The 20,471-nt window shown below is 34.1% G+C and carries 23 protein-coding genes; 9 read left to right on the top strand and 14 right to left on the bottom strand.

The window, feature by feature from the left end:
* Positions 1–9 precede the first annotated feature (9 nt).
* Genes FOL89_RS11865 through FOL89_RS11855 form a run of 3 tightly spaced genes read right to left on the bottom strand, consistent with a single transcriptional unit; the run spans position 10 to position 2,975 of the window.
* On the bottom strand, positions 10–729 hold the full coding sequence (locus tag FOL89_RS11865) for a pyridoxine 5'-phosphate synthase (protein WP_144283013.1): 720 nt from the start codon (positions 727–729) through the stop codon (positions 10–12).
* Positions 726–1,697, bottom strand: a complete 972-nt coding sequence (locus FOL89_RS11860) for a hypothetical protein (protein ID WP_144283012.1) — start codon at positions 1,695–1,697, stop codon at positions 726–728. Before FOL89_RS11860 ends, FOL89_RS11865 begins: the two co-directional genes overlap by 4 nt.
* A 12-nt stretch (positions 1,698–1,709) precedes the next feature.
* On the bottom strand, positions 1,710–2,975 hold the full coding sequence (locus FOL89_RS11855; RefSeq protein WP_144283011.1) for a mechanosensitive ion channel family protein: 1,266 nt from the start codon (positions 2,973–2,975) through the stop codon (positions 1,710–1,712).
* 248 nt (positions 2,976–3,223) lie between these two features.
* Here FOL89_RS11855 and FOL89_RS11850 point away from each other — a divergent pair, with 248 nt between their 5' ends.
* Positions 3,224–4,402 (top strand): carboxypeptidase regulatory-like domain-containing protein, encoded by a 1,179-nt coding sequence (locus tag FOL89_RS11850; RefSeq protein WP_144283010.1) that lies wholly within the window; start codon positions 3,224–3,226, stop codon positions 4,400–4,402.
* 72 nt (positions 4,403–4,474) lie between these two features.
* Here the strand turns inward: FOL89_RS11850 and queG are convergent, their stop codons facing one another.
* Entirely contained in the window at positions 4,475–5,422 is a 948-nt protein-coding gene (queG, locus tag FOL89_RS11845) for a tRNA epoxyqueuosine(34) reductase QueG (RefSeq protein WP_144283009.1), read from the bottom strand.
* Between the two features lie 110 nt (positions 5,423–5,532).
* Between queG and FOL89_RS11840 the strand changes: the two genes are divergently transcribed.
* On the top strand, positions 5,533–5,811 hold the full coding sequence (locus tag FOL89_RS11840; RefSeq protein WP_144283008.1) for a rhodanese-like domain-containing protein: 279 nt from the start codon (positions 5,533–5,535) through the stop codon (positions 5,809–5,811).
* Between the two features lie 43 nt (positions 5,812–5,854).
* On the top strand, positions 5,855–6,475 hold the full coding sequence (locus FOL89_RS11835) for an HD domain-containing protein (protein ID WP_144283007.1): 621 nt from the start codon (positions 5,855–5,857) through the stop codon (positions 6,473–6,475).
* Positions 6,476–6,484: 9 nt separating this feature from the next.
* On the opposite strand, the gene FOL89_RS11830 is transcribed toward FOL89_RS11835, so the two are convergent.
* Positions 6,485–7,474 carry an NAD(P)H-dependent flavin oxidoreductase gene (locus FOL89_RS11830; protein WP_144283006.1) on the bottom strand — a complete coding sequence of 330 codons (990 nt, stop codon included), beginning with the start codon at positions 7,472–7,474 and terminating at the stop codon, positions 6,485–6,487.
* 161 nt (positions 7,475–7,635) lie between these two features.
* On the opposite strand from FOL89_RS11830, the gene FOL89_RS11825 reads away from it, so the two are divergent.
* Positions 7,636–8,478, top strand: a complete 843-nt coding sequence (locus tag FOL89_RS11825) for a prephenate dehydrogenase (RefSeq protein ID WP_144283005.1) — start codon at positions 7,636–7,638, stop codon at positions 8,476–8,478.
* On the opposite strand, the gene FOL89_RS11820 is transcribed toward FOL89_RS11825, so the two are convergent.
* Positions 8,479–8,685 (bottom strand): hypothetical protein, encoded by a 207-nt coding sequence (locus FOL89_RS11820; protein ID WP_144283004.1) that lies wholly within the window; start codon positions 8,683–8,685, stop codon positions 8,479–8,481.
* 121 nt (positions 8,686–8,806) lie between these two features.
* On the bottom strand, positions 8,807–9,142 hold the full coding sequence (locus tag FOL89_RS11815) for a hypothetical protein (protein WP_144283003.1): 336 nt from the start codon (positions 9,140–9,142) through the stop codon (positions 8,807–8,809).
* Positions 9,143–9,276: 134 nt separating this feature from the next.
* Between FOL89_RS11815 and FOL89_RS11810 the strand changes: the two genes are divergently transcribed.
* Genes FOL89_RS11810 through FOL89_RS11800 form a run of 3 tightly spaced genes read left to right on the top strand, consistent with a single transcriptional unit; the run spans position 9,277 to position 11,826 of the window.
* Entirely contained in the window at positions 9,277–9,543 is a 267-nt protein-coding gene (locus tag FOL89_RS11810; RefSeq protein ID WP_144283002.1) for a DUF2089 family protein, read from the top strand.
* Positions 9,544–9,548: 5 nt separating this feature from the next.
* Entirely contained in the window at positions 9,549–10,121 is a 573-nt protein-coding gene (locus FOL89_RS11805) for a YIP1 family protein (protein WP_144283001.1), read from the top strand.
* Positions 10,122–10,179: 58 nt separating this feature from the next.
* Positions 10,180–11,826, top strand: a complete 1,647-nt coding sequence (locus tag FOL89_RS11800; protein WP_144283000.1) for a serine hydrolase domain-containing protein — start codon at positions 10,180–10,182, stop codon at positions 11,824–11,826.
* A 119-nt stretch (positions 11,827–11,945) separates the two neighbouring features.
* On the opposite strand, the gene FOL89_RS11795 is transcribed toward FOL89_RS11800, so the two are convergent.
* Entirely contained in the window at positions 11,946–13,364 is a 1,419-nt protein-coding gene (locus FOL89_RS11795; RefSeq protein ID WP_144282999.1) for an L-serine ammonia-lyase, read from the bottom strand.
* Between the two features lie 63 nt (positions 13,365–13,427).
* On the opposite strand from FOL89_RS11795, the gene FOL89_RS11790 reads away from it, so the two are divergent.
* Positions 13,428–13,616: a hypothetical protein gene (locus tag FOL89_RS11790; protein ID WP_144282998.1), complete on the top strand. Its 189-nt coding sequence runs from the start codon at positions 13,428–13,430 to the stop codon at positions 13,614–13,616.
* On the opposite strand, the gene FOL89_RS11785 is transcribed toward FOL89_RS11790, so the two are convergent.
* The 6 genes from FOL89_RS11785 to FOL89_RS11760 form a co-directional block, all read right to left on the bottom strand.
* Positions 13,589–14,935, bottom strand: coding sequence for an ammonium transporter (locus FOL89_RS11785; RefSeq protein ID WP_144282997.1), 1,347 nt, complete (start codon positions 14,933–14,935; stop codon positions 13,589–13,591). The two genes, FOL89_RS11790 and FOL89_RS11785, sit on opposite strands and share 28 nt — an antisense overlap.
* A gap of 86 nt (positions 14,936–15,021) precedes the next feature.
* Positions 15,022–15,663, bottom strand: coding sequence for an alpha/beta fold hydrolase (locus tag FOL89_RS11780; protein ID WP_144282996.1), 642 nt, complete (start codon positions 15,661–15,663; stop codon positions 15,022–15,024).
* An 83-nt stretch (positions 15,664–15,746) separates the two neighbouring features.
* Positions 15,747–16,358 (bottom strand): YceI family protein, encoded by a 612-nt coding sequence (locus FOL89_RS11775; protein WP_144282995.1) that lies wholly within the window; start codon positions 16,356–16,358, stop codon positions 15,747–15,749.
* 78 nt (positions 16,359–16,436) lie between these two features.
* On the bottom strand, positions 16,437–17,003 hold the full coding sequence (locus FOL89_RS11770; RefSeq protein WP_144282994.1) for a YceI family protein: 567 nt from the start codon (positions 17,001–17,003) through the stop codon (positions 16,437–16,439).
* Positions 17,004–17,106: 103 nt separating this feature from the next.
* Positions 17,107–18,156, bottom strand: a complete 1,050-nt coding sequence (locus FOL89_RS11765; RefSeq protein ID WP_144282993.1) for a glucokinase — start codon at positions 18,154–18,156, stop codon at positions 17,107–17,109.
* Positions 18,157–18,269: 113 nt separating this feature from the next.
* A complete protein-coding gene (locus FOL89_RS11760) occupies positions 18,270–18,842 on the bottom strand; it encodes a transporter (RefSeq protein WP_144282992.1) in 573 nt (190 codons plus the stop codon).
* 234 nt (positions 18,843–19,076) lie between these two features.
* Here FOL89_RS11760 and FOL89_RS11755 point away from each other — a divergent pair, with 234 nt between their 5' ends.
* On the top strand, positions 19,077–20,447 hold the full coding sequence (locus FOL89_RS11755) for a DUF1800 domain-containing protein (protein WP_144282991.1): 1,371 nt from the start codon (positions 19,077–19,079) through the stop codon (positions 20,445–20,447).
* Positions 20,448–20,471 lie beyond the last annotated feature (24 nt).

The following is a 20,471-nucleotide window of genomic DNA, read 5'->3' as shown; positions in this document are numbered from 1 at the left end:
AGCAAATTTCTACCACTTTGCCAATCTTTTCAGGTATGCTTGAATTGTGTTTTCCATTCCCATATATAAAGCTTCAGAAATCAAAGCATGACCAATAGAAACCTCTAAAAGATTCGGAATATGGTCTGCAAAATATTTTAAATTTTCTAAGCTTAAATCATGCCCTGCATTAATTCCCAAACCATATTCAGCCGCTTTTGCAGCAGTTTCGACATAAGATTTAATCGCTTCTTCTTTATTTATCTGATAATTCTTCGCATAAGCTTCTGTATATAATTCGATTCTGTCTGTTCCTGTTTCTGCAGCGAACTTTACCATTTCCGGATTAGGATCAAGGAAAATAGAAGTTCTGATTCCGGCATTTTTAAATTCAATAATAATGGATTTTAAAAAATCCAGGTTTTTCTCACAATCCCAACCTGCATTTGAAGTAATGGCATCATCGGCATCGGGAACCAGAGTTACCTGTTCAGGTTTTACATCTATAACCATGTTGATGAATTCACGGTGAGGATTTCCTTCAATATTAAATTCGGTATGAACCAAAGGTTTGAGATCATAAACATCTTTTCTGGTAATGTGTCTTTCATCCGGTCTTGGGTGGATAGTAATTCCGTGCGCACCAAATTCCTGAATTTTAACTGCGGCTTCTGTTACACTGGGCATTTCTCCGCCTCTTGCATTTCTTAAGGTAGCTATTTTATTAATATTTACACTTAGTTTTGTCATTTTGAAAACAATTTTTGAAAAACGGTCTTAAAAGATATTGCATTGAGAGGAAATTCTGCCAATACATGAATTATACTCAATACAAAAAGGAACAACAAGCCCGTCTGATAATTTATAATATACAAAGCTATTGATAAAATCCAAATTCCTATAACTAAAACCATTTTTTTTGGCTGTAAAGACCGAGCCCATCCTATTACTGATGTTTTAGAAAACCAATTGAGATAATGATAGGTGTACGCAAACGCAATAAAAATCTGTACTTTTATGATTAATTCTGCTGTTTCGGCTTTACCCGTTAAAAAAAGCAACCATTGGCTGACAAGTTTAAAACCTGTTAAATTAAAAATATTTTGCGATTCAGATCTTTCTAAAGCCAAGACTTCAACAGGAAAAAAATAAATGATTAATGGTATCATAATAAGTACAGTAATACTTAAAAGACCGAGCCTGTTTTGATTTGAAAGATAGCCCGAAACCATAAATATGAGAGTAAATAGGTAAACATGAATTATTGTCGGAAGAAAAAGTCCTAGCAAAATAATTATTATCGGTTTAAAAAAATAAATACCCACAAGAATAAGAAGGCAAATACCCAAAAAAATTTTAAGCAAACCCGATTTTACTTTAAAAATAAAATAAGCACTTAAAATAAAAAACATTACCAGAATAAGCCCTATATAAATTCCATTTTCTGCTACATACAGATTAAAGATCTTGAGATAATTTAAAAATAAAAATGCAGACAATGAAACACATATAAATACAAAAATATTTACTGAAGTTTTGGGAATAAAAAAATCTTTATTGTTCAGCCACTGTAACTCCGTAAGATAATGTAGTGGTCCCAAGACCGCATACGAAAACAAAAAAACATCAAATGGAAGTATGCATGAGATCACTGCAGCCAATAAAATCATCATAAAATTTATTTTCTCGGCATTTTGAATGGAGGCAGTATTATTCATAATAATAAAAATCTAAACTTTAAGACCAATCTGCATAATCTGCAAATCAAACTCTTTGGAAGCTACCAGCAAATGATCAAAAATATCGGCCTGAATTTCTTCAAAATGTTCCCATTTTGAATCATTGGCAAAACAGTAAATTTCCAAAGGTAAACCTTGTGTTGTAATTTCAAGCTGTCTTACCATCAAATGACTGCTTTGATCAACATCTGGATTATTCTCAAGAAATTTCTGAGCGTAATATCTAAAAACACCAATATTAGTCAATTGTCTTCCATTGACAATTTTATCCCGATGTTCGATAGACTCTTTTTCCTTATTAATCTCTGATGTTTTTTTATTGAGATAATCTGAAATAAGATTGATTTCTTTTAGCCTTTCAATTTCCTGATCATTTAAAAATTTAAAAGATGTAATATTAAAAACGATAGATTTTTTTATTCTTCTGGTATTGGATTCAGACATTACCTGAAGATTTTTAATTTCCGTTGTAAGCAAATCATAAGTAGGAATTGAAGAAATGGTTTTATCGAAATTAGCAATTTTTGTAGTTAAAAGACTTATATCTAAAATATTTCCTTCAATATTATATTTCGGAATCCCAATCCAGTCGCCTACTTTCAAGCTTTTTGAAGTTGCCACGTGAATACCGGTAACAAATCCCAGAATTGTATCTCTGAATACCAAAACCAACACTGCGGTAATGGCTCCCAAGCTTCCGACGATGGTAGTTCCTTTAATTCCGAAAATCACACAGATGCCAACCACAGAAAAAACAAAAATTCCCAAAATTTTGATCGTCTCTGAAACCGCATTGATTGCCATTACTTTATAATAATCCTGCTTTATGGTAAAATAATATCTGAAGCCTGTAAGTGCTCTGTAAAGCATTCCTGCCAAAATAAACACCAATCCGAGATTGACCGATCTGATAATAAAAATGGTGGTCTGCCTCAATGCTCCTGCAAAAATAGATTCATGAATGCTTCCTATAAAGGCTAAAGCAATAAAATGCGCTACAGAATTGGTAATTCTTGACCGGTATATAGATTTAATAATCGGATATTTATTTTCATTGCTGAAAAATCTAAAAATATAATTAATGATAATTTTAAAAAGAAAATCAAGAAAAAGAAAAATGGCTATGAGAAGCCCAAGTTTTACAATTATATGGAATATCCAGGAAACACCATCTGGAGTAACTTTAGTAATATATACATAAAGCTGATCACTCATCTCCTGAAAAAAACTCTTGGTATCTTTTATTTCGTCTTTCATCCTAAAAATAATTTATCGAGATACAACACCCATAATCATACCTTTCATATAATAAAATGAAAAAAAATAATTCTGAATATTTCCCTATACAAAACTAATAAATTACAAGCCAGCAAACATCAGCAAACAAGCATTATTACTAACAAAAACTCAAAATAATTAACTTAATAGTAAAAAAATGATTGCAAAATTAACAACTTAACAAAAAATTAACTAATTTAGTACTCCTAACCTAAAAACTTCTATTTATGAAAAAACTCAATCTTCTTTTTCTACTAATTTTAATGTTGACGGTATCTTCATGTCGCTCGGAATCCGAGACAGCTGTAGAAACTGTTGTAGAAAATACAGTAAAGACCGGAAAAATATCAGGAAGAGTAATGTCACAAAATGCGAACAAACCCATTGGTGGTGCTTCTGTTTTTACTTTTGACGACAAATACAAAATCTATCATACTACTTCCGATGCAGACGGAAATTTTATATTGGATGCTCCTTCAGGAAACCATACTATTTACATTCAGACCGGTGATGGGAGTAATTTCCGCACAGAGATTTCTGCAACCATTAAAGAAAATGAGACTTTAAGCCTGAATGCCACTCAAACTAAGCTCAATCAGGTTGCTAAAATTGCTTATGTAAAAGGCAGCTACGATAAAATTGAAGATATCATTCAGAATCTCGGGTATACAGCAACAGAAATTACCAATGCAGATCTTGCCAATATGCTTATTATTGCACAGTATGATATTATTTTCCTTAACTGCGGATCCAGAAAATACAGCACCAATGCTTCTCTTTACCCGGTAATTGACAACAACTTAGCAATTTTTGTGGCAAACGGAGGAAGTATTTATGCTTCAGACTGGGATGTTTCCTATCTTGTAGGAGGGAATGATAATACCAATAATTGTGCACTTCCGGGAGGTTTTGTTCCTGATTCTAAACTTTGTTCTAAAAATACCGGTTCATCAGGAACGCTTGCAGCTTCAGTTAATAATACAGGATTGTCAACAGCTTTAGGTTTCAACAATCTGAATATTGATTATGATTTGGGAACATGGCAAAAAATCATTAATTATGATGCAAGTTATTGGGAAGTTCTGGTAAAAGATGCAGGAAATAACGATGCATTAATGTTAAGAACCAACCAATTTACAGCAACCGGACTTCCAAATACTCCCATTGGAAACGCTTCCAACTCCACATTTACTACAGTTTGCATAACGCTTCCTGGTAATATTCAGATCAGCGTTTCTGTTCCTCAAGCTGCTGTGCCTTATCTTGTAGCTTTAGGTGCTACAGTAGGTTCTTGCAACGGAACTACCAATAGCGGATATATTTATTATACTACTTTCCACAATCACGCTACCGGAAATATCGGTAATGCTGGTGTTATCTTGCAGTATGTAATTTTAAATCTTTAAAAAATTTAGAAAAATTCAGAATAATTACTAATAACCAAGAACCGGGAGAAATTTTCTTCCGGTTTTTTTGAGTTAAATTATCGGTTTTTCGAACTGAGTAAGAAAATTTATATTTCTTTTTAATCCTGAAAATTTGGTTCTTTTTACCGGAGATTTCCTGAATATTTCTGAAAACATATCTTGCGTCAGTTCTTCCCACTCACCTTTTCTGAAACTCCTAAGCTTATCGTTCGGTTTAAATTTATCCTGAAAATTCGGTCTTGAAAAACGATTCCATGGGCATACATCCTGACAAATATCGCAGCCAAACATCCAATCCTCCATTTTATTTCTAAAATGATCCGGAATTTCATTTTTCAGCTCAATGGTTGCATAAGAAATACATTTGCTTCCGTCTACAATCTTATCTGAAACAATTGCATCTGTAGGACACGCATCAATACATTTTCGGCAAGTTCCGCAATGATCTGTAGTCTCATAATCTGCAATTAATTCCAGATCACAGATAATTTCAGCCAGAAAATAAAATGAGCCGCTTTGCTTCGTAATCAGGTTAGCGTTTTTTCCTACCCATCCTATTCCCGATTTTTTTGCCCAGCTTCTTTCCATTACAGGCGCAGAATCTACAAAAACCCTGAACGAGAATTCACCGATTTCTTTCCGGAGTTCTGCAACCATGTCTCTCAGGATATCTTTTATCACTTCATGATAATCTTCTGCATAAGCATATTTGGATATTTTAAAATTGTCCAGAGACGGAATTTTTTCTTCTGGAAAATAATTGTAAGAAAGAGAAATAACAGACTTGGAACCTTCTACCAGCAGTCTTGGATCAAGTCTTTTGTCGAAATGATTTTCCATGTATTTCATTTCACCGTGATAATTGTTTTTAAGCCAGTTCTCGAGTTGTCTTGCATCTTCTTCCAAAAAATCGGCTTTTGAAATTCCACAATTCTGAAATCCAAAACTTTTGGCTTTGGTTTTTATGAGTTGTGAATATGTTTCGGCTTTTGAATTCATAGATTTCGCATTGCAAAACTAAGATTATTTTATAAATTTGTTTGAATTTGAATTTCATTAAATAATCAGTCATTCAAAATCATTAATTTTAATAAAAAAAATAAAGCATTATGTCATTAGCAGAGGTATTACAATCAGGAAATTATGAATTAATCGATGTTCGTGAACCTATGGAATTGGAAATGGACGGAAATATAGAAGGGGCAAAAAATATTCCGCTCGGAGAAGTAGAAGACAGAAAAGATGAGATTTTATCTATCGAAAAGCCTGTAGTCCTATTCTGCAGAAGCGGAAACAGAAGCGGAAAAGCTTTGGAATATCTGAATTCACAAGGTCTGAAAGAGGGATATAACGGCGGAGGCTGGGCAGAATTAAAATCTCAATTGTAAATATTAAAGGAACTTTGAGTTCCTTTTTTTGTAAAACAGTAATATGATTTTAGAACAAATATTTAAAAATCTTTGCTTCAATTATTCTGATGATCAGAAATTTATAAAAAATTCATGGACAGAGATTGACAAAAAGTATTCTGAAAAAACAAGATATTATCACAATCTACTGCATATCCAAAATCTTTTTGAAGAAATTGAGCAGGTGAAAGAAAATATAAAAAATTTTGAAATTGTTTCCTTTTCAGTTTTTTATCATGATATAATCTACAGTGCAACTTCAAAATCTAACGAAGAAAAAAGTGCAGATTATGCAGCAAAAAAACTGACTGGTTTAAACTTAAACAAAAATGATATTAAAACAGTCTGTAACCAGATTTTAGCAACAAAATCTCATCAAAAATCGGATGACTCAGATACTAATTATCTTTTGGATGCTGATTTGTCTATTCTTGGAAAAAACTTCCAAATCTACAGCCAATATATTCAACAAATAAGAAAAGAATATTCAATCTATCCCGACTTCGTGTACAAACCGGGGAGAAAGAAGGTTTTACAGCATTTTCTTGATTTGGAAAACATTTACAAAACAGAATTTTTCCGTGAAAAGTACGAAGCAACTGCAAGGAAAAACCTGATAGCTGAACTGGAAAATTTAAACTAAAAACCCTATTTACAAAACAGGATTTTTAATCTCATTAAACTCTTTCAGAAGATTTTCAAAAACTTTCTCAACGGGTAATATTTCATTAATCAAAGCGGAGACCTGCCCAATTTCCAGTTCACCATCTTCCATATCTCCCTCAAACATTCCTTTTTTTGCACGCGCTCTTCCTAAAGATGCCATTAATGCTTCTGCATTTCTTCCTGTATTGTAAATTTCTTCCAGCTCATTGAAAAACTTATTCTTCACCATTCTCACAGGAGCTAATTCTTTGAGCGTAAGGTGAGTATCCCCTTCGTTAAGTTCGGTAATTTTCTTTTTCCAATTGTCATGTGAACTTGCTTCCACGGTCGCTGCAAAACGGCTTCCAATCTGTACTCCGTCTGCTCCGAGAATCATGGCAGCTTTCATTTGAGAACCCAATGCAATACCTCCAGCTGCAATCAATGGTTTAGAAACATGTTTCCTTACATTGGGAATCAGACAAAGCGTAGTAGTTTCATCTCTTCCATTGTGTCCGCCAGCTTCAAATCCCTCTGCAACAATAGCATCCACACCCGCATCTTCACATTTTATGGCAAATTTTGTCGAAGAAACCACATGAGCTACCTTTATTCCTTCTTTCTGTAAAATTTCAGTGTATGTTTTAGGATTTCCGGCAGATGTAAAAACAATTTTTATTTTTTCCTCCAAAATAATATTGATAATCTCTTCAAGATTAGGATAAAGCATCGGAACATTCACGGCAAAAGGCAGATCTGTAGCTTTTTTATATTTCTGAATATTTTCACGTAAAATATCGGGATACATGCTTCCTGCACCAATCATTCCTAATCCTCCACAATTGGAAACCGCAGAAGCTAAACGCCATCCGGAATGCCAGATCATTCCACCCTGAATGATAGGATATTGTATTTTAAAAAGTTCGGTAAGCCTGTTTTTACTTTCCTGCCTATCGTGAAGCTTTTTAGCTGCATTAAAATCTATAAAATTACTCATAGCGTAAAAATATTAAAATTTTATTGATGTTAAAAAACAAAAAACTTTTTTGGCGGAGTTTATTTTTTTAATTTTAAATAATGAAATGGTCATGATCGGAAAATTCAGGCTTCAAGAAGAAATAAAATTTGACATGACAAATAAAACATAGACATTTATATATGAAAATAAGCATTATTGGCGTAGGATTGATTGGCGGTTCGATTGCATTAAAATTAAAACAGAAAAACAAAGTAGATTACATTTACGGAATAGACAACAATACTGAAAATCTCAACGAAGCCTTATCTTTAAATATTATTAACGAAAAAACTGATTTTGAAACAGGAATAAAAAATTCAGACCTGATTATTATTGCAATTCCTGTGGATTCGGCAAGAAAAATTTTGCCGGAAGTTTTAAGTTTAATTTCAGATCAACAAACGGTAATGGATGTTGGCTCTACTAAATCCGGAATCGTAAATTCGGTAAAAAATCATCCGAAAAGATCACGATTTGTAGCTTTCCACCCGATGTGGGGAACAGAAAATAACGGTCCGAAATCAGCCGTTGCAGAGAGTTTTTCAGGCAAAGCTGGCGTAATCTGTAACCGTGAAGAGTCTGCAGATGACGCTTTACAAATTGCAGAAAATATTGTGAAAGATCTTGATATGCACCCTATTTATATGAACGCAGAAGATCATGACGTACACACCGCCTATATTTCGCATATTTCACATATCACTTCTTATGCTTTGGCCAATACGGTTCTGGAAAAAGAAAAAGAAGAGGAGACCATTTTCCAACTGGCGAGTTCGGGTTTTTCGAGTACTGTTCGTCTGGCAAAATCCCATCCTGAAATGTGGGTTCCGATCTTCAAACAAAATAAAGAGAATGTCTTAGATGTTCTGAACGAACATATTTCCCAGCTTCGAAAATTCAAATCTGCTTTGGAAAAAGAAAATTTTGAATATCTGGAAGAACTGATCGTCAATGCTAACAGAATAAGGGAAATTTTAAAATAATTAAAACTTCATCAATACTCCTACTCCATTTTGGTCATTAAGTACATAATATACGGGAACAAATTTTTTTGAATCTGAATATCTGTAAGCTCTTACAGCTTTATTCATTTGAGAGTGTCCTGCAATTTTCATAATAATACCTGCTCCTGCTCCCAGCATACCTATAATTAAAGGTACAGAAGAACCTCTCCTTTTCTCTTCTGTCATACTTACCGTATTTGCAGAAGATAAATTTATAAGACCGCCCGTTACAAAGCAGGTAGCACCACCTACAACAAAGGCAGTACCTAAATTGTTGAGTGATTTTCCGCTTTTATATTGTGAGTTATTAATGCTTATCCAGAAAATCTTTAATATCTCTTTTATCTGTAAGTTTTATTTCTTTTGATTTTTCAGAAAGCTTCTCTATATCAGAAACTTGTGTGTGCAAAGATTGTTCTCCTTCCTCAATACTTTTTAGGGAATTTTCATACAAAAACTCCAAAACATTATTTTCAGCGTTTACATAGGTGATTTTTCCGTTTGCATATTTTAGATTTCTATATTCAATTTTTTCGTTGGTTTGAGTAATTAAGATTCCTTTATCAGAAGTTTTAGGAATAATGATTTGTGAATATGCTGCAATGGTTATTAATCCGAAAATGAAGGTTATTATTTTTTTCATCAATATTATTTTCAGCAAAAATATTAATAAAATGTGTTGTAGAAAATATTTTTTTGAAAATATATTTTTCAATTTTATTAAAATAAATATTAACATTATTAAAAATAATATTACATTTGTAAAAATATATTTTAATGAAGCTTCCAATATTTTGTCCCAGTTGCGACCATACTCTCAACGTAAGTCAGATGAAATGTCCTGACTGCGGAACTCATGTGAATGGAGATTACGAGCTTCCGGTTCTTTTGAAACTCAACAGAGATGAGCAGGATTTTATCCTTAATTTCTTTCTTTCCAGCGGGAGCATCAAAGAAATGGCAAAACAGGCTGCACTCTCTTATCCGACCATGAGAAATAAAATGGACGATCTTATTCAGAAAATTAATCAACTAAAAAAATAAAACTCATGAACTGGAAAATTCTTTTGAATCCCTTCTCAAAATTCAGTGAAGTACAGCTGCTTATTGCGGGGCTTATTTTTATGATGATAAATTTTGCAGTAACCTATTTTTTAGGATTTCAAATGGATAGTATTTTTCATTACGGATATATCGGGGAAAATGATCCTCTATTGAAAACGGTGTTTATCACTTTGAAAAGCTACCTAATCGCTATTGCTGTTCTTTTCGTTCTGGGAAAGATTTTTAACAAAAAGACAAGACTTATTGACATTATCAATACCGTAATTATTGCCCAAATTCCAGTTCTACTGCTTATTTTGATCGGAGAAATTCCATTTGTAGACCGGGCTATAATGACAATCGCAGAGCTTACAAAAGATAAAACTCCTCAAATTCCCATTTCGGATCTCATCATTCTTTGCTTTTTTGCATTCTTTGCGTTAATTACGATTGCCCACGGATTCGCTTTGCTTTTCAATGGTTTTAAAACCGCTACCAATATTAAAGATGTAAAAAAAATTTTACTTTTTGCTTTTGTAGTCATTATAACCATTACATTTTCTCAATTTTTAGTCTGAAAAATTTAGTATCCTGAAAATCAATCATTAACCCTTAAAAAAACTATAAAATCTACATATGAAAATAAAACTTTCAATATTTCTGGTGCTGCTCTGCTTCACATCATTTTTTTCACAGGAAATTATTGGTTCGTGGAAGGGTGAACTCAACTTTCAGGGTGCAAAACTTCCGTTGATCTTTAACATCAAAAAAGATAAAGATGGTTATAAATCTACTGCAGACAGCCCATTACAGCAAGTAAAAGACATTCCTGTCGACAAAACTGTTTTTGAAAAAAATAAGTTAACACTTGAGATTTCAGCTATCGGAGGAACTTACACAGGCACGCTGGAAGGAAAAAAAATTACGGGAACATTCAGTCAAAATGGTATATCGCTTCCGCTAATATTACAACCTTCAAGCGAAAAAGACAATTCTGTTGCGAAAAACGAAACTTTGCAGCTACCGCAAAATCTCAATGAGAGTATTAAAAGAATTGATGATTTCATTTCTTATCTTGAAAAAAACAATGCAGAAGCCGGAGAAGTTTCTTTATTCAAAAATGGTAAAGAAATTTACAAAAGAAATTTCGGACAGCAGAATCTTCCTTTCAGGTCTGGAAAATATTCTGCTTTTCAGATTGGTTCTGTGACCAAAACCATGACAGCTTCCATGATCTTTAAACTGATAGAAAAAAAACAGCTGAACCTGAATGATAAACTCTCAAAGTTTTTTCCGGAGGCTCCTAATGCAGAAAAAATTACCATCAGCCAGATGTTGAATCACACTTCAGGTCTGGGAGATTATGTGCAGGGAAAAGATGATATGATGTGGCTCATCAATAAATCTGATGATTCAAAAATAATGGCTCATATCAAAGAACAAGGTTCTATTTTTGAGCCGGGTACAGACAAAAGATATTCAAATACAGGATATTATCTTCTGGCTAAAATTTTAGAAAAGATCACCAAAAAAACCTATGCTGAAAATCTGAAAGAAACATTTGTGACCCCTTTACAATTAAATAATTTTTATACCGCAAGTCAAAATCCTACCAATGTTTATCTGCCTTATGATTTTAGTGGAAAATGGAACAGCAAAGAAGATTTTGATTTTAATAATGTAGTGGGCGTTGGAGATATTGCCACCGACCCTACAACTCTGAACATCATCATTAATCATCTTTTTGAAGGCAAAATTGTTTCCAAAACCTCACTTTCCGAAATGATGCCTAAAGGAAATGACAATTTTGGAAAAGGAATTATAACAGTTCCTTTTTTCTCCAAAAAATACTACGGGCACAGTGGAGGTACTTACGGAACCAATTCTCTGATGGTCTATAATCCCGAAGATCAAATTTCTTTTTCGTATTCCCTAAATGCAGACCGGATTGGTGCTAATAATTTTGCAATTGGTATTCTGAGTCTGCTATACAACAAAGAATATGAATATCCAAAGTTGAGCAATGAAAAAATATCCGCTTCTGATTTGCAAAAATATGTAGGTGAGTACAGCTCTAAAGAAATTCCATTAGGTTTAAAAATTTTTATTGAAGATGAAAGTCTTTTCGCCCAGGGAACGGATCAACCCGCATTCCCTCTGGAATATGTTGAAAAAGATCAGTTTAAATTTGATAATGCCGGTGTAAAAATAATTTTCACACCGGAAAAGAAACAACTTACCCTGATTCAAAACGGAAATACAATTGTTTTCGACAAGCAATAATCTATTGTAAAAAAAGATACGGATGTTTTTGTTAAAACGTACGCATCTTTTACTAAAAACGTACGCATCTTTTGTTTAAAAGATGCGCACGTTTATATAATATGTTGTTTATTTTTATTTTAACACTCCGGAACATTGACCGCAATCGCCAAACCACCTTCCGAAGTTTCCTTGAAACGGTCATTCATCGACAAAGCCGTTTCCCACATCGTCTGGATTACCTGATCTAAACTTACTTTTGCTTTTGAAGGATCACTTTCCAGAGCAATATTTGCAGCGGTAATCGCCTTTATAGCTCCCATTGTATTTCTTTCAATGCAAGGAATCTGTACTAATCCTTTAATCGGATCACAGGTTAATCCTAAATGATGTTCCATAGCAATTTCTGCCGCCATTAAAACCTGACCAACGCTGCCGCCCAAAATCTCTGTTAAGCCTGCTGCAGCCATTGCTGAAGAAACTCCCACTTCCGCCTGACAACCGCCCATTGCTGCCGAAATCGTAGCGTTCTTCTTAAATAAAGTTCCGATTTCTCCTGCAACTAAAATAAATCTTGCAATATCATCATCAGTTGTTGCATGGGTAAAAGCCTGAGCATACATCAAAACAGCCGGAATTACTCCGCTCGCTCCGTTGGTGGGTGCCGTAATAATTCTCCCGAAACTTGCGTTTTCCTCATTCACAGCCAGTGCAAAACAGGAAATCCATTTGTTGATATTGGTGAAATTTTCTTCTGCATCAACCACCAGCTGAAACCATTCGTCTTTATTCTTATAAATTTTTTCGCCTAAAAGTTTTCTGTTGATCCCTGCCGCACGACGGGTCACGTTCAATCCACCTGGCAAAACACCCTCTTTATTCACCCCTTTGTAAATACATTCTTTAATCTGATCCCAGATGTAAAGAGCTTCTTTTCTGGTTTCATTCTGTGTTCTCCAGCTTTCTTCGTTAATTAGTATTAAATCTGAAATCTTTTCAAATCCTAATTTGTCGCAGTATTTTACAATATCCGAAGATTTATGACACGGATATAAAGTACGTACGCAATGCTTATCAATAGATTTTTTTTCCTGACTCATAATGAAACCTCCGCCCACAGAATAAAAATCCTGCACAAGCTCTGTTCCATCTTCAAAAATTGCTTTAAAAATCATGCCGTTGGGATGATACTCTAAAGTTTCAGACATATTGAGAACGAGATGATGACCGTAAACAAAGGGAATTTGTTTTTCGCCACCTAAATTTAGGATCTCAGATTTTTTAATATGCTCTATTTTGTCACTAATTCTGGTTGTATCAATCGTTTTGAAATCTTCACCGCTCAAGCCCAGCATTCCTGCAATATCGGTTCCGTGACCAATTCCTGTTTTTGCCAACGAACCGAAAAATTCCAGAAAAACTTCTTTTACTTCAGCAACAGATCTTTCACGATTGATGATCCTGATAAATGCTGCGGCGGCATTCCACGGTCCCATCGTATGAGAACTCGAAGGACCTATTCCAACTTTTATAATTTCAAATACAGATATTGATTCCATATATTTTTTCCATTTTCAAGAAAAGCAAATATACACGGAAAATTTAAGAAATGGAGCTTAACAATGATTTACAAAGAATCTTTGATAATAGATCTCACTTTAGCTGATTACAAATTGCAGCCCGACTTGAACGGAGCTCTTTTTGTGAAGCAAAGCGGAACAAAAAAGCGGGAGTGGAAGGCGGATAAAGCTGCCCAAAAACTTTTATCAACAGAAAATAAAAATTACCATTTGAGACTTTCTCCATGCTGAGAAACATCAAGACCCATTTCTTCCGAATCTTCTTTAACTCTTAGGGTAATAATCTTATCTGTAATTTTATACAAAAGCATTGAACCGAAAAAGGTAAAAAAAGAAACCAAAATAAGAGCAACCATGTGATGAGCAAAAACTCCGAAGCCTCCATGAAGAAGACTTGCATTTTCACCATGAGCAAAAATGGCTGTGAGAATCATTCCCATAATTCCACCAACGCCATGACAGGCAAAAACATCAAGCGTATCATCAATTTTTTTGAGAAATTTCCAGTTCATCATGATGTTGGAAACAATTGCAGAAATAAATCCTATAAAAATACTTTCCTGAACCGAAACAAAACCACAGCCCGGAGTAATTGCCACCAAACCTACAACCGCGCCTATGCACGCACCCAATGCAGATACTTTTCTTCCGTTGATCCTATCAAAAAAGATCCACGTCATCATTGCAGAAGCTGAAGCAACCGTTGTGGTTCCGAAAGCGATAGCAGCAGTCGCATTGGCACTTAATGCAGAGCCGGCATTAAAACCGAACCACCCAAACCAAAGCATGCCTGTCCCTAGAATCACGTAAGGAATATTTGACGGCTCATGATGCGGCTTCTTTCTTCTTCCTAAAATAATTGCGCCGGCTAAAGCTGCAAAACCTGCACTCATGTGTACCACTGTTCCTCCAGCAAAATCTTTTATTCCGAAAAATTTATTCAAAAGTCCTTCGGGATGCCAAACCATGTGACACAAAGGCGCATAAATAAACAGACTGAAAAGCACCATAAAGAATAAATAGGAAATAAATCTTACTCTTTCGGCAAAAGAACCTGTAATCAGTGCAGGCGTAATCACCGCAAATTTCATCTGGAACAATGCAAACAGAATAAAAGGAATTGTAGACGCCATGGTTTTGTGCGGATAAATACTTACATGGTTAAAAAACGGATAAGTAAAAGGATTTCCTATAATTCCGTAGTGAGCTCCATCTATTTCAAATCCAATCGAATCACCAAAAGACAGAGAAAAGCCTACCATAATCCACAAAATAGAAATAATTCCCAATGCGATAAAACTCTGAAGCATTGTAGAAATCACATTTTTCTTGCCCACCATTCCGCCATAAAAGAAAGATAACCCGGGAGTCATCAGGAGAACCAAGCCCGCCGCAGCCAAAATCCATGCGACATCTGATCCCACAATTTCTTTTTCACTCAGAAAATTACCGGTATTTGGAATATCAACATCCGGTCTGAAAAATAATCCGCCAATAGCAATGATACAAATGATAACAAATGAAACTTTCCACTTTAGACCAACTTTCATAAAATTTATTTTTAACCCTATCAAAATTATAAATAAATTTTATAAAAATCCATTTTTTATAAAAATACCCCTGCTAAATTTAACGTCTACTCAAAAATTTTATTTAAAATAAGCGAAACCTCCTTATGCTTTGTTGCGGGAAAAAGATGAGTTCCACCTTTTATCACATAATCCGGATTGCAGTTTTTGATGGGAAAAACAATATCACGGTCTCCTAAAATCTGAATAACTTTCGGATTTTCATCAAATTTCCACTCTGAAATTCTTTCTACAGACCATTTAAGATAATAAGGATCCCGAACCTGAAAATACTGAATGACTTTCGGGTTTTTCGGATCTATCATTTTTCGGAGCCGTGTGTAAAGAACTGACGTTTTTTCGCTGAAAAAGCCTACAGGAAGAAATTTAGGAATTTTGGTAATTTCTCCCATTTTAATAAGACGTGATTTTTCTTTGTCGGATTTTATACTGCCTAAAATAACCACTTTCTGAGCCGGCTTGATACGATTGATTTCCTGCACCATAATGCCTCCAAAAGAATAGCCTAAAAGGTAAAAAGGCTCAGATTCATCAATTACTGCACTCATACGCTGTACATAATCGGAAAAACTTTCATCAGCTTCTGGAATTAACCAGCTGATAAAAACAACTTTATGATGTTTTGGAAACTGAAGCCTTTCCAGAACTTTAAAATCTGCACCAAGACCACTTACCACATAAATTTTCATGCAAAACTGCTTTTTAATTAGCTAAAATAAAAAAAGGACTGCTCAATAAAAAGCAGCCCTTAATTTTTATCATAAGTTTAACCTTATCTTGATCTTTCGTTATCAACTTTTTCTGTAGAAAGCTTAAACTGGATCTCCATCTCATCTTTAATAAAATAATCTTTTACAGAGCTTTGATAAAATACTTTAAAATCTCTTCTGTTTAAAGAAAATTTTGAAGATTCAATCTCTACGGTAAATTGGGTAATATGTGCATTAGCCGGGAAAGAAATTGTTTTTCTCACTCCTTTTATGGTAATATCACCTACAATTGTTGAGTTGTAGTCTTCATTCGCCAATGGAATAATTCTTTTTAAATGAAATTTAGCTGTTGGAAATTTTTTAACATCGAAAAATGTAGGTCCTTTGAGATCATTGGTAAGCTTTTTTTGGTCATCCCCAGATAAATCTGCCACCATAAGACTTCTCATATCAATGATAAACTCACCATCCACAAGCACAGTTTTATCAAAATTAAATTTACCGCTTTTCAGTTTTACTGTACCGTAATGTGATGTAGCCTTAGTTTTTACCACTTTGTGACCCCACCATTTTATCTCAGAAGTTATTACCTTAGAAACTTTATCTCCCTTTTTCTGGGCAAAAACCAATGATATGCATGAACACATCATAACAAACAATAGTAATCTTTTCATTATATTTTATTTACAATTCAACAAAAATAAAAAAAAGTGTAGAACTTCTACACTTTTAACAATTTTTTTTTAAATAAATTATTTTGCAGTAAGCTTTACAGTCATATCTACTTCATCTTTCACAAATACATCTTTCATGGAAGATTTGTATGCTACATCAAATTTTTGCCTGTCAAATGAAAACTTATCTGAAGTAAGAGAAACCAATCCGTCTTTTACAATAATATTCGCAGGAAAAGAAACAGAATTTGTTTTCCCTTTTACGGTAAGATCTCCGGTTACGATACGGTTGTAAGTCTTATCTTTATTCTTCTTGACGGAAGTGATTTTAAAATTAGCCGCAGGATATTTTTCAACCTCAAAAAAATCACCATTTTTCAGATGTCCGTTCAGTTTGCCCTGCATTTCTCCGGAAACATCAGTAGCATTAATGGAAGTCATATCCAAAACAAAATTACCTCCCACCACTTCGTTTCCTTTCATGACAAGATTTCCTGATTTAACATTCACCGTACCATCGTGTGAACTTGCTGCTGACTTAGCTACTTTATAGCCCCACCAATGTACATCAGAACTTACTACTTTTTTAGTCTGTCCAAAAGACAGTCCGCTAGCCAAAACAGCCAATAATATTAATTTTCTCATATTTAGATAAATTTTACTGATGCAAAGATAATCATCTTTGTATGACGTTGATATTGATGTACATCAATAAATTAAAAAGCTCCGAAAAAACGGAGCTTTGGTTTTATTCTGTAAAATAAGCAGTGTACAGTGCAGCACCATTAATGCTTATATTATCAGTATTAATCAGGTAGATAGGAATATTCTTGAGCATATCTTCCATCTTATCACTGATTTTGAATTTTTCGTAAAACTTATCTTTGTCAATATAATTTCTTACAATCTGTGTAATATCACCCGCAATTAGAAGTCCGCCGGTAGCTTTTAGTTTAAGAGTAAGATTATTGGCTTCTCTTGCTAAAAATTCTAAAAATGTATCTAATGCAATTTTACAGATCATTACATCTTCTTCCATTGCAGCTTTATAGATTTCTTCTGTGAAATTTCCATTAGCAAGCCTTTCAGAAAGCCATTCAGGTTCAGGATGTCTTTTCACATCCCTCAAAAATCTGTAAATGTTGAATAGTCCTGCTTTTGAAAGTACAGTTTCCCAACTTACAATTCCATAAATATTATTCAAGAACTGATAGAACTCTACCTCAACATTGGTTCTTGGTGAGAATTCAGAATGCCCGCCTTCGGTAGCGAAAGGTCTCAGATATTTTCCGTCAAAGAAATATCCCGCTTCTCCCAAACCATTCCCGGGTGCTAAAATGGCAACATTTCCTTTCTCAAGGTGTCCGCTTGTATAAATCGCATCCAATTCAGAATCTTCCAAAAGTGCAATTCCATACGCAGCCGCCTCCTGATCATTCAGCATATATACTTTTTCAAACCCAAATCTTTCATGATATTCAGCAATATCAAGATTCCAGTTAAGTCTTGCCGGATTACTTCTTCCGTTGATGACAGGACCGGGAACAGAAATCCCTAGTCTTTTCACATTTTCAAGCTGTGATTCCTGCATAAACTGTGCAAGCACATCAGAAAAAGATGAATATTCTTTAGTAATGTATGTTTTTTTAAACTGAAGTTCTACTCCTGCATTCCTCGAAAGATAATATCCTATAGTAGTTGTATCTTCTCGAAGGTTTGCCCCAATAATAGAGACATGGTCGTTATTGCTGTTCTTCACCCCTGGTAAATAGAGAGGAAATTTTGGATTTAGGTTCATAATCGCAAATTTTATCAAATATAATAATTGTTTTGGTATATTTTGTATCCTAAGAAAAAACCTTTTCAAAAAGTCGAAAAGGTTTGGTTAATAATCGGTTATATCTTGAGTGATTACTTCCCTAAAGGAATATTGTATGAAAATCCTGCTCCGATGCTTCCCACATTGTAGTCCTGTGAAACCGGACCGGCAATATCACCATCGCTTCCTGCAAAAACTTTCTGATATTGTAAGAAGAAATTCCAGTCTCTGTTGTGGTATCCGATTTCAGGTTTCAGATAAAAGCCACCACTCGGTCTGCTTACTGTAGAATTACTTGCTACTTTATCATCTCCAACCAAAAATCCGTATCCCAGATCTGCTCCGAAATAAAATCCCGTCTGCTTAGGATAAACTCTGAAAAGAGCTGCTACAGGAACTACTCCAACATCGTTGTTTTTATAGCCATTGTTATCTTTCGCAAAATAATGCGTATATCCTGTTGCAATACCCAGTCCGAATCCGGGAGTAATAAGATTTTGATAAGCCACATCTACTCCTATTGCCGCAGAAAGATTATCTGCCGGAACTGCCAAACCTGCTGTAGCCCCTACTTTGATCATGTTATTCATACTTGCATCCTGCGCACTTACTAACCCTGCAGTTAAAATTCCTGCTGCTAAAATGGTTTGTTTAATCATTTTCATAACTCTGATTTTAAATTTTACATTTTGCTAGATGTAAATATCATGCCAATAAAAAATACCATATTCATCAGTATATTTAAAAAAATCATTAAAATTTTGATAAACAATAATTTAACAGTAAAATATTATACTCATTGTTTTGTCTTTATTTCTTTTTTAAAACTTACTATATTAAAGATTGTTAATATGATTTAACCCGAATAACCTTTTCCCGTCTAAAAAAGAAAAGTTACAATGGCCTCATTATTAAATAATAAACATCTTATTTCACGAGCAGGTTTCGGAATAAGCATTGATCAGTTAGGTAATATTAATGATTGGACTCTCCAAAAATTCAGTGCAAACTTATTTCAAGAATATCCTTTTGCTGAAATACTGTATAAAACGCCCGATTTTGTAAAAACAGAATCTCATGAACCCAAAACAAGTGCAGAACAGAGAAGACAGCAGCAAAAAGTTAATCAGAAACAAAATGAAGAACTCAACCTGAATTTCCTCTTCAGCATGGCTTATAACAAAGACCAGCTTAGTGAAAAAATGGCCTTTTTCTGGCACGGACACTTTGCTACAAGGATTAATAATCCGCAGTTTAATCAACAGTTACTGAATTTTATAAGAAAAAATGCATTAGGAAGCTTTAGAAACCTGCTTATAGGAGTGAGCAAATCTCCTGCAATGCTCAGCTTCCTCAATAATCAGCAAAATAAGAAAGATCATCCCAACGAAAACTTTGCCCGTGAAGTGATGGAACTTTTTACAATGGGAAGAGGCAATTATACAGAAACTGACATTAAGGAACTTGCGAGAGCTTTTACAGGATGGGCTTACGATAAAGAGGGAAATTTCAAAGAAAGAAAAAACCAACATGACGAAGGAGAGAAAATTTTTCAGGGTAAAAAAGGAAATTTTAATGGAGATGATGCTTTGGAAATTATTCTGGAACAAAAGATTACAGCAAAGTTTATTACAGAAAAAATATATGGTTTCTTTGTGAATGAAATTCCTGATCAATCCATTATCAGGAAACTCAGTAAAGATTTCTATGAATCGGATTACGATATTAAATCTTTAATGAAAAACATATTTACCAGCACCTGGTTTTATGATCAGAAAAATATTGGCAATCGAATAAAATCACCCACCGAACTTATGGTTGGAATGATGCGGATATTACCGATGCAAATTCAAAATCCTGAAAATATTGTAATATATCAGAAATTGTTAGGACAAATGCTTTTGTATCCTCCGAATGTTTCAGGATGGCCAAATGGTAAATCCTGGATAGACAGCTCCACACTTATGCTGCGAATGCAGATTCCACAGATATGGTCAGGCATAAGAACCATTGAGTATTCTGCCAGAGAAGACGATGATGTTGATATGGGAATGAAATCCAGAGAAGCTTTAAATAAAGCTTATAAAAATCCTAATATTAAGATAGACTGGTCAGCGGTAGAAAATATTTTCAGAAATAAAAACCCTCATGACTATCTCATTATTAATTCAGACTCTCTAAATATGAATATCGTTAAAGAGTTTTCCGATATTCATCAAACAAAGCCAATCATTAATATCATGTCGACTCCCGAATACCAATTAATGTAAACAAGATTATAGACTTTCCCTGAA

The sequence above is a fragment of the Chryseobacterium echinoideorum genome (assembly GCF_007474535.1).
In the GTDB taxonomy this organism is placed as follows: Bacteria; Bacteroidota; Bacteroidia; order Flavobacteriales; family Weeksellaceae; genus Chryseobacterium; species Chryseobacterium echinoideorum.
This window is presented reverse-complemented; position numbering and strand designations above follow the sequence as displayed.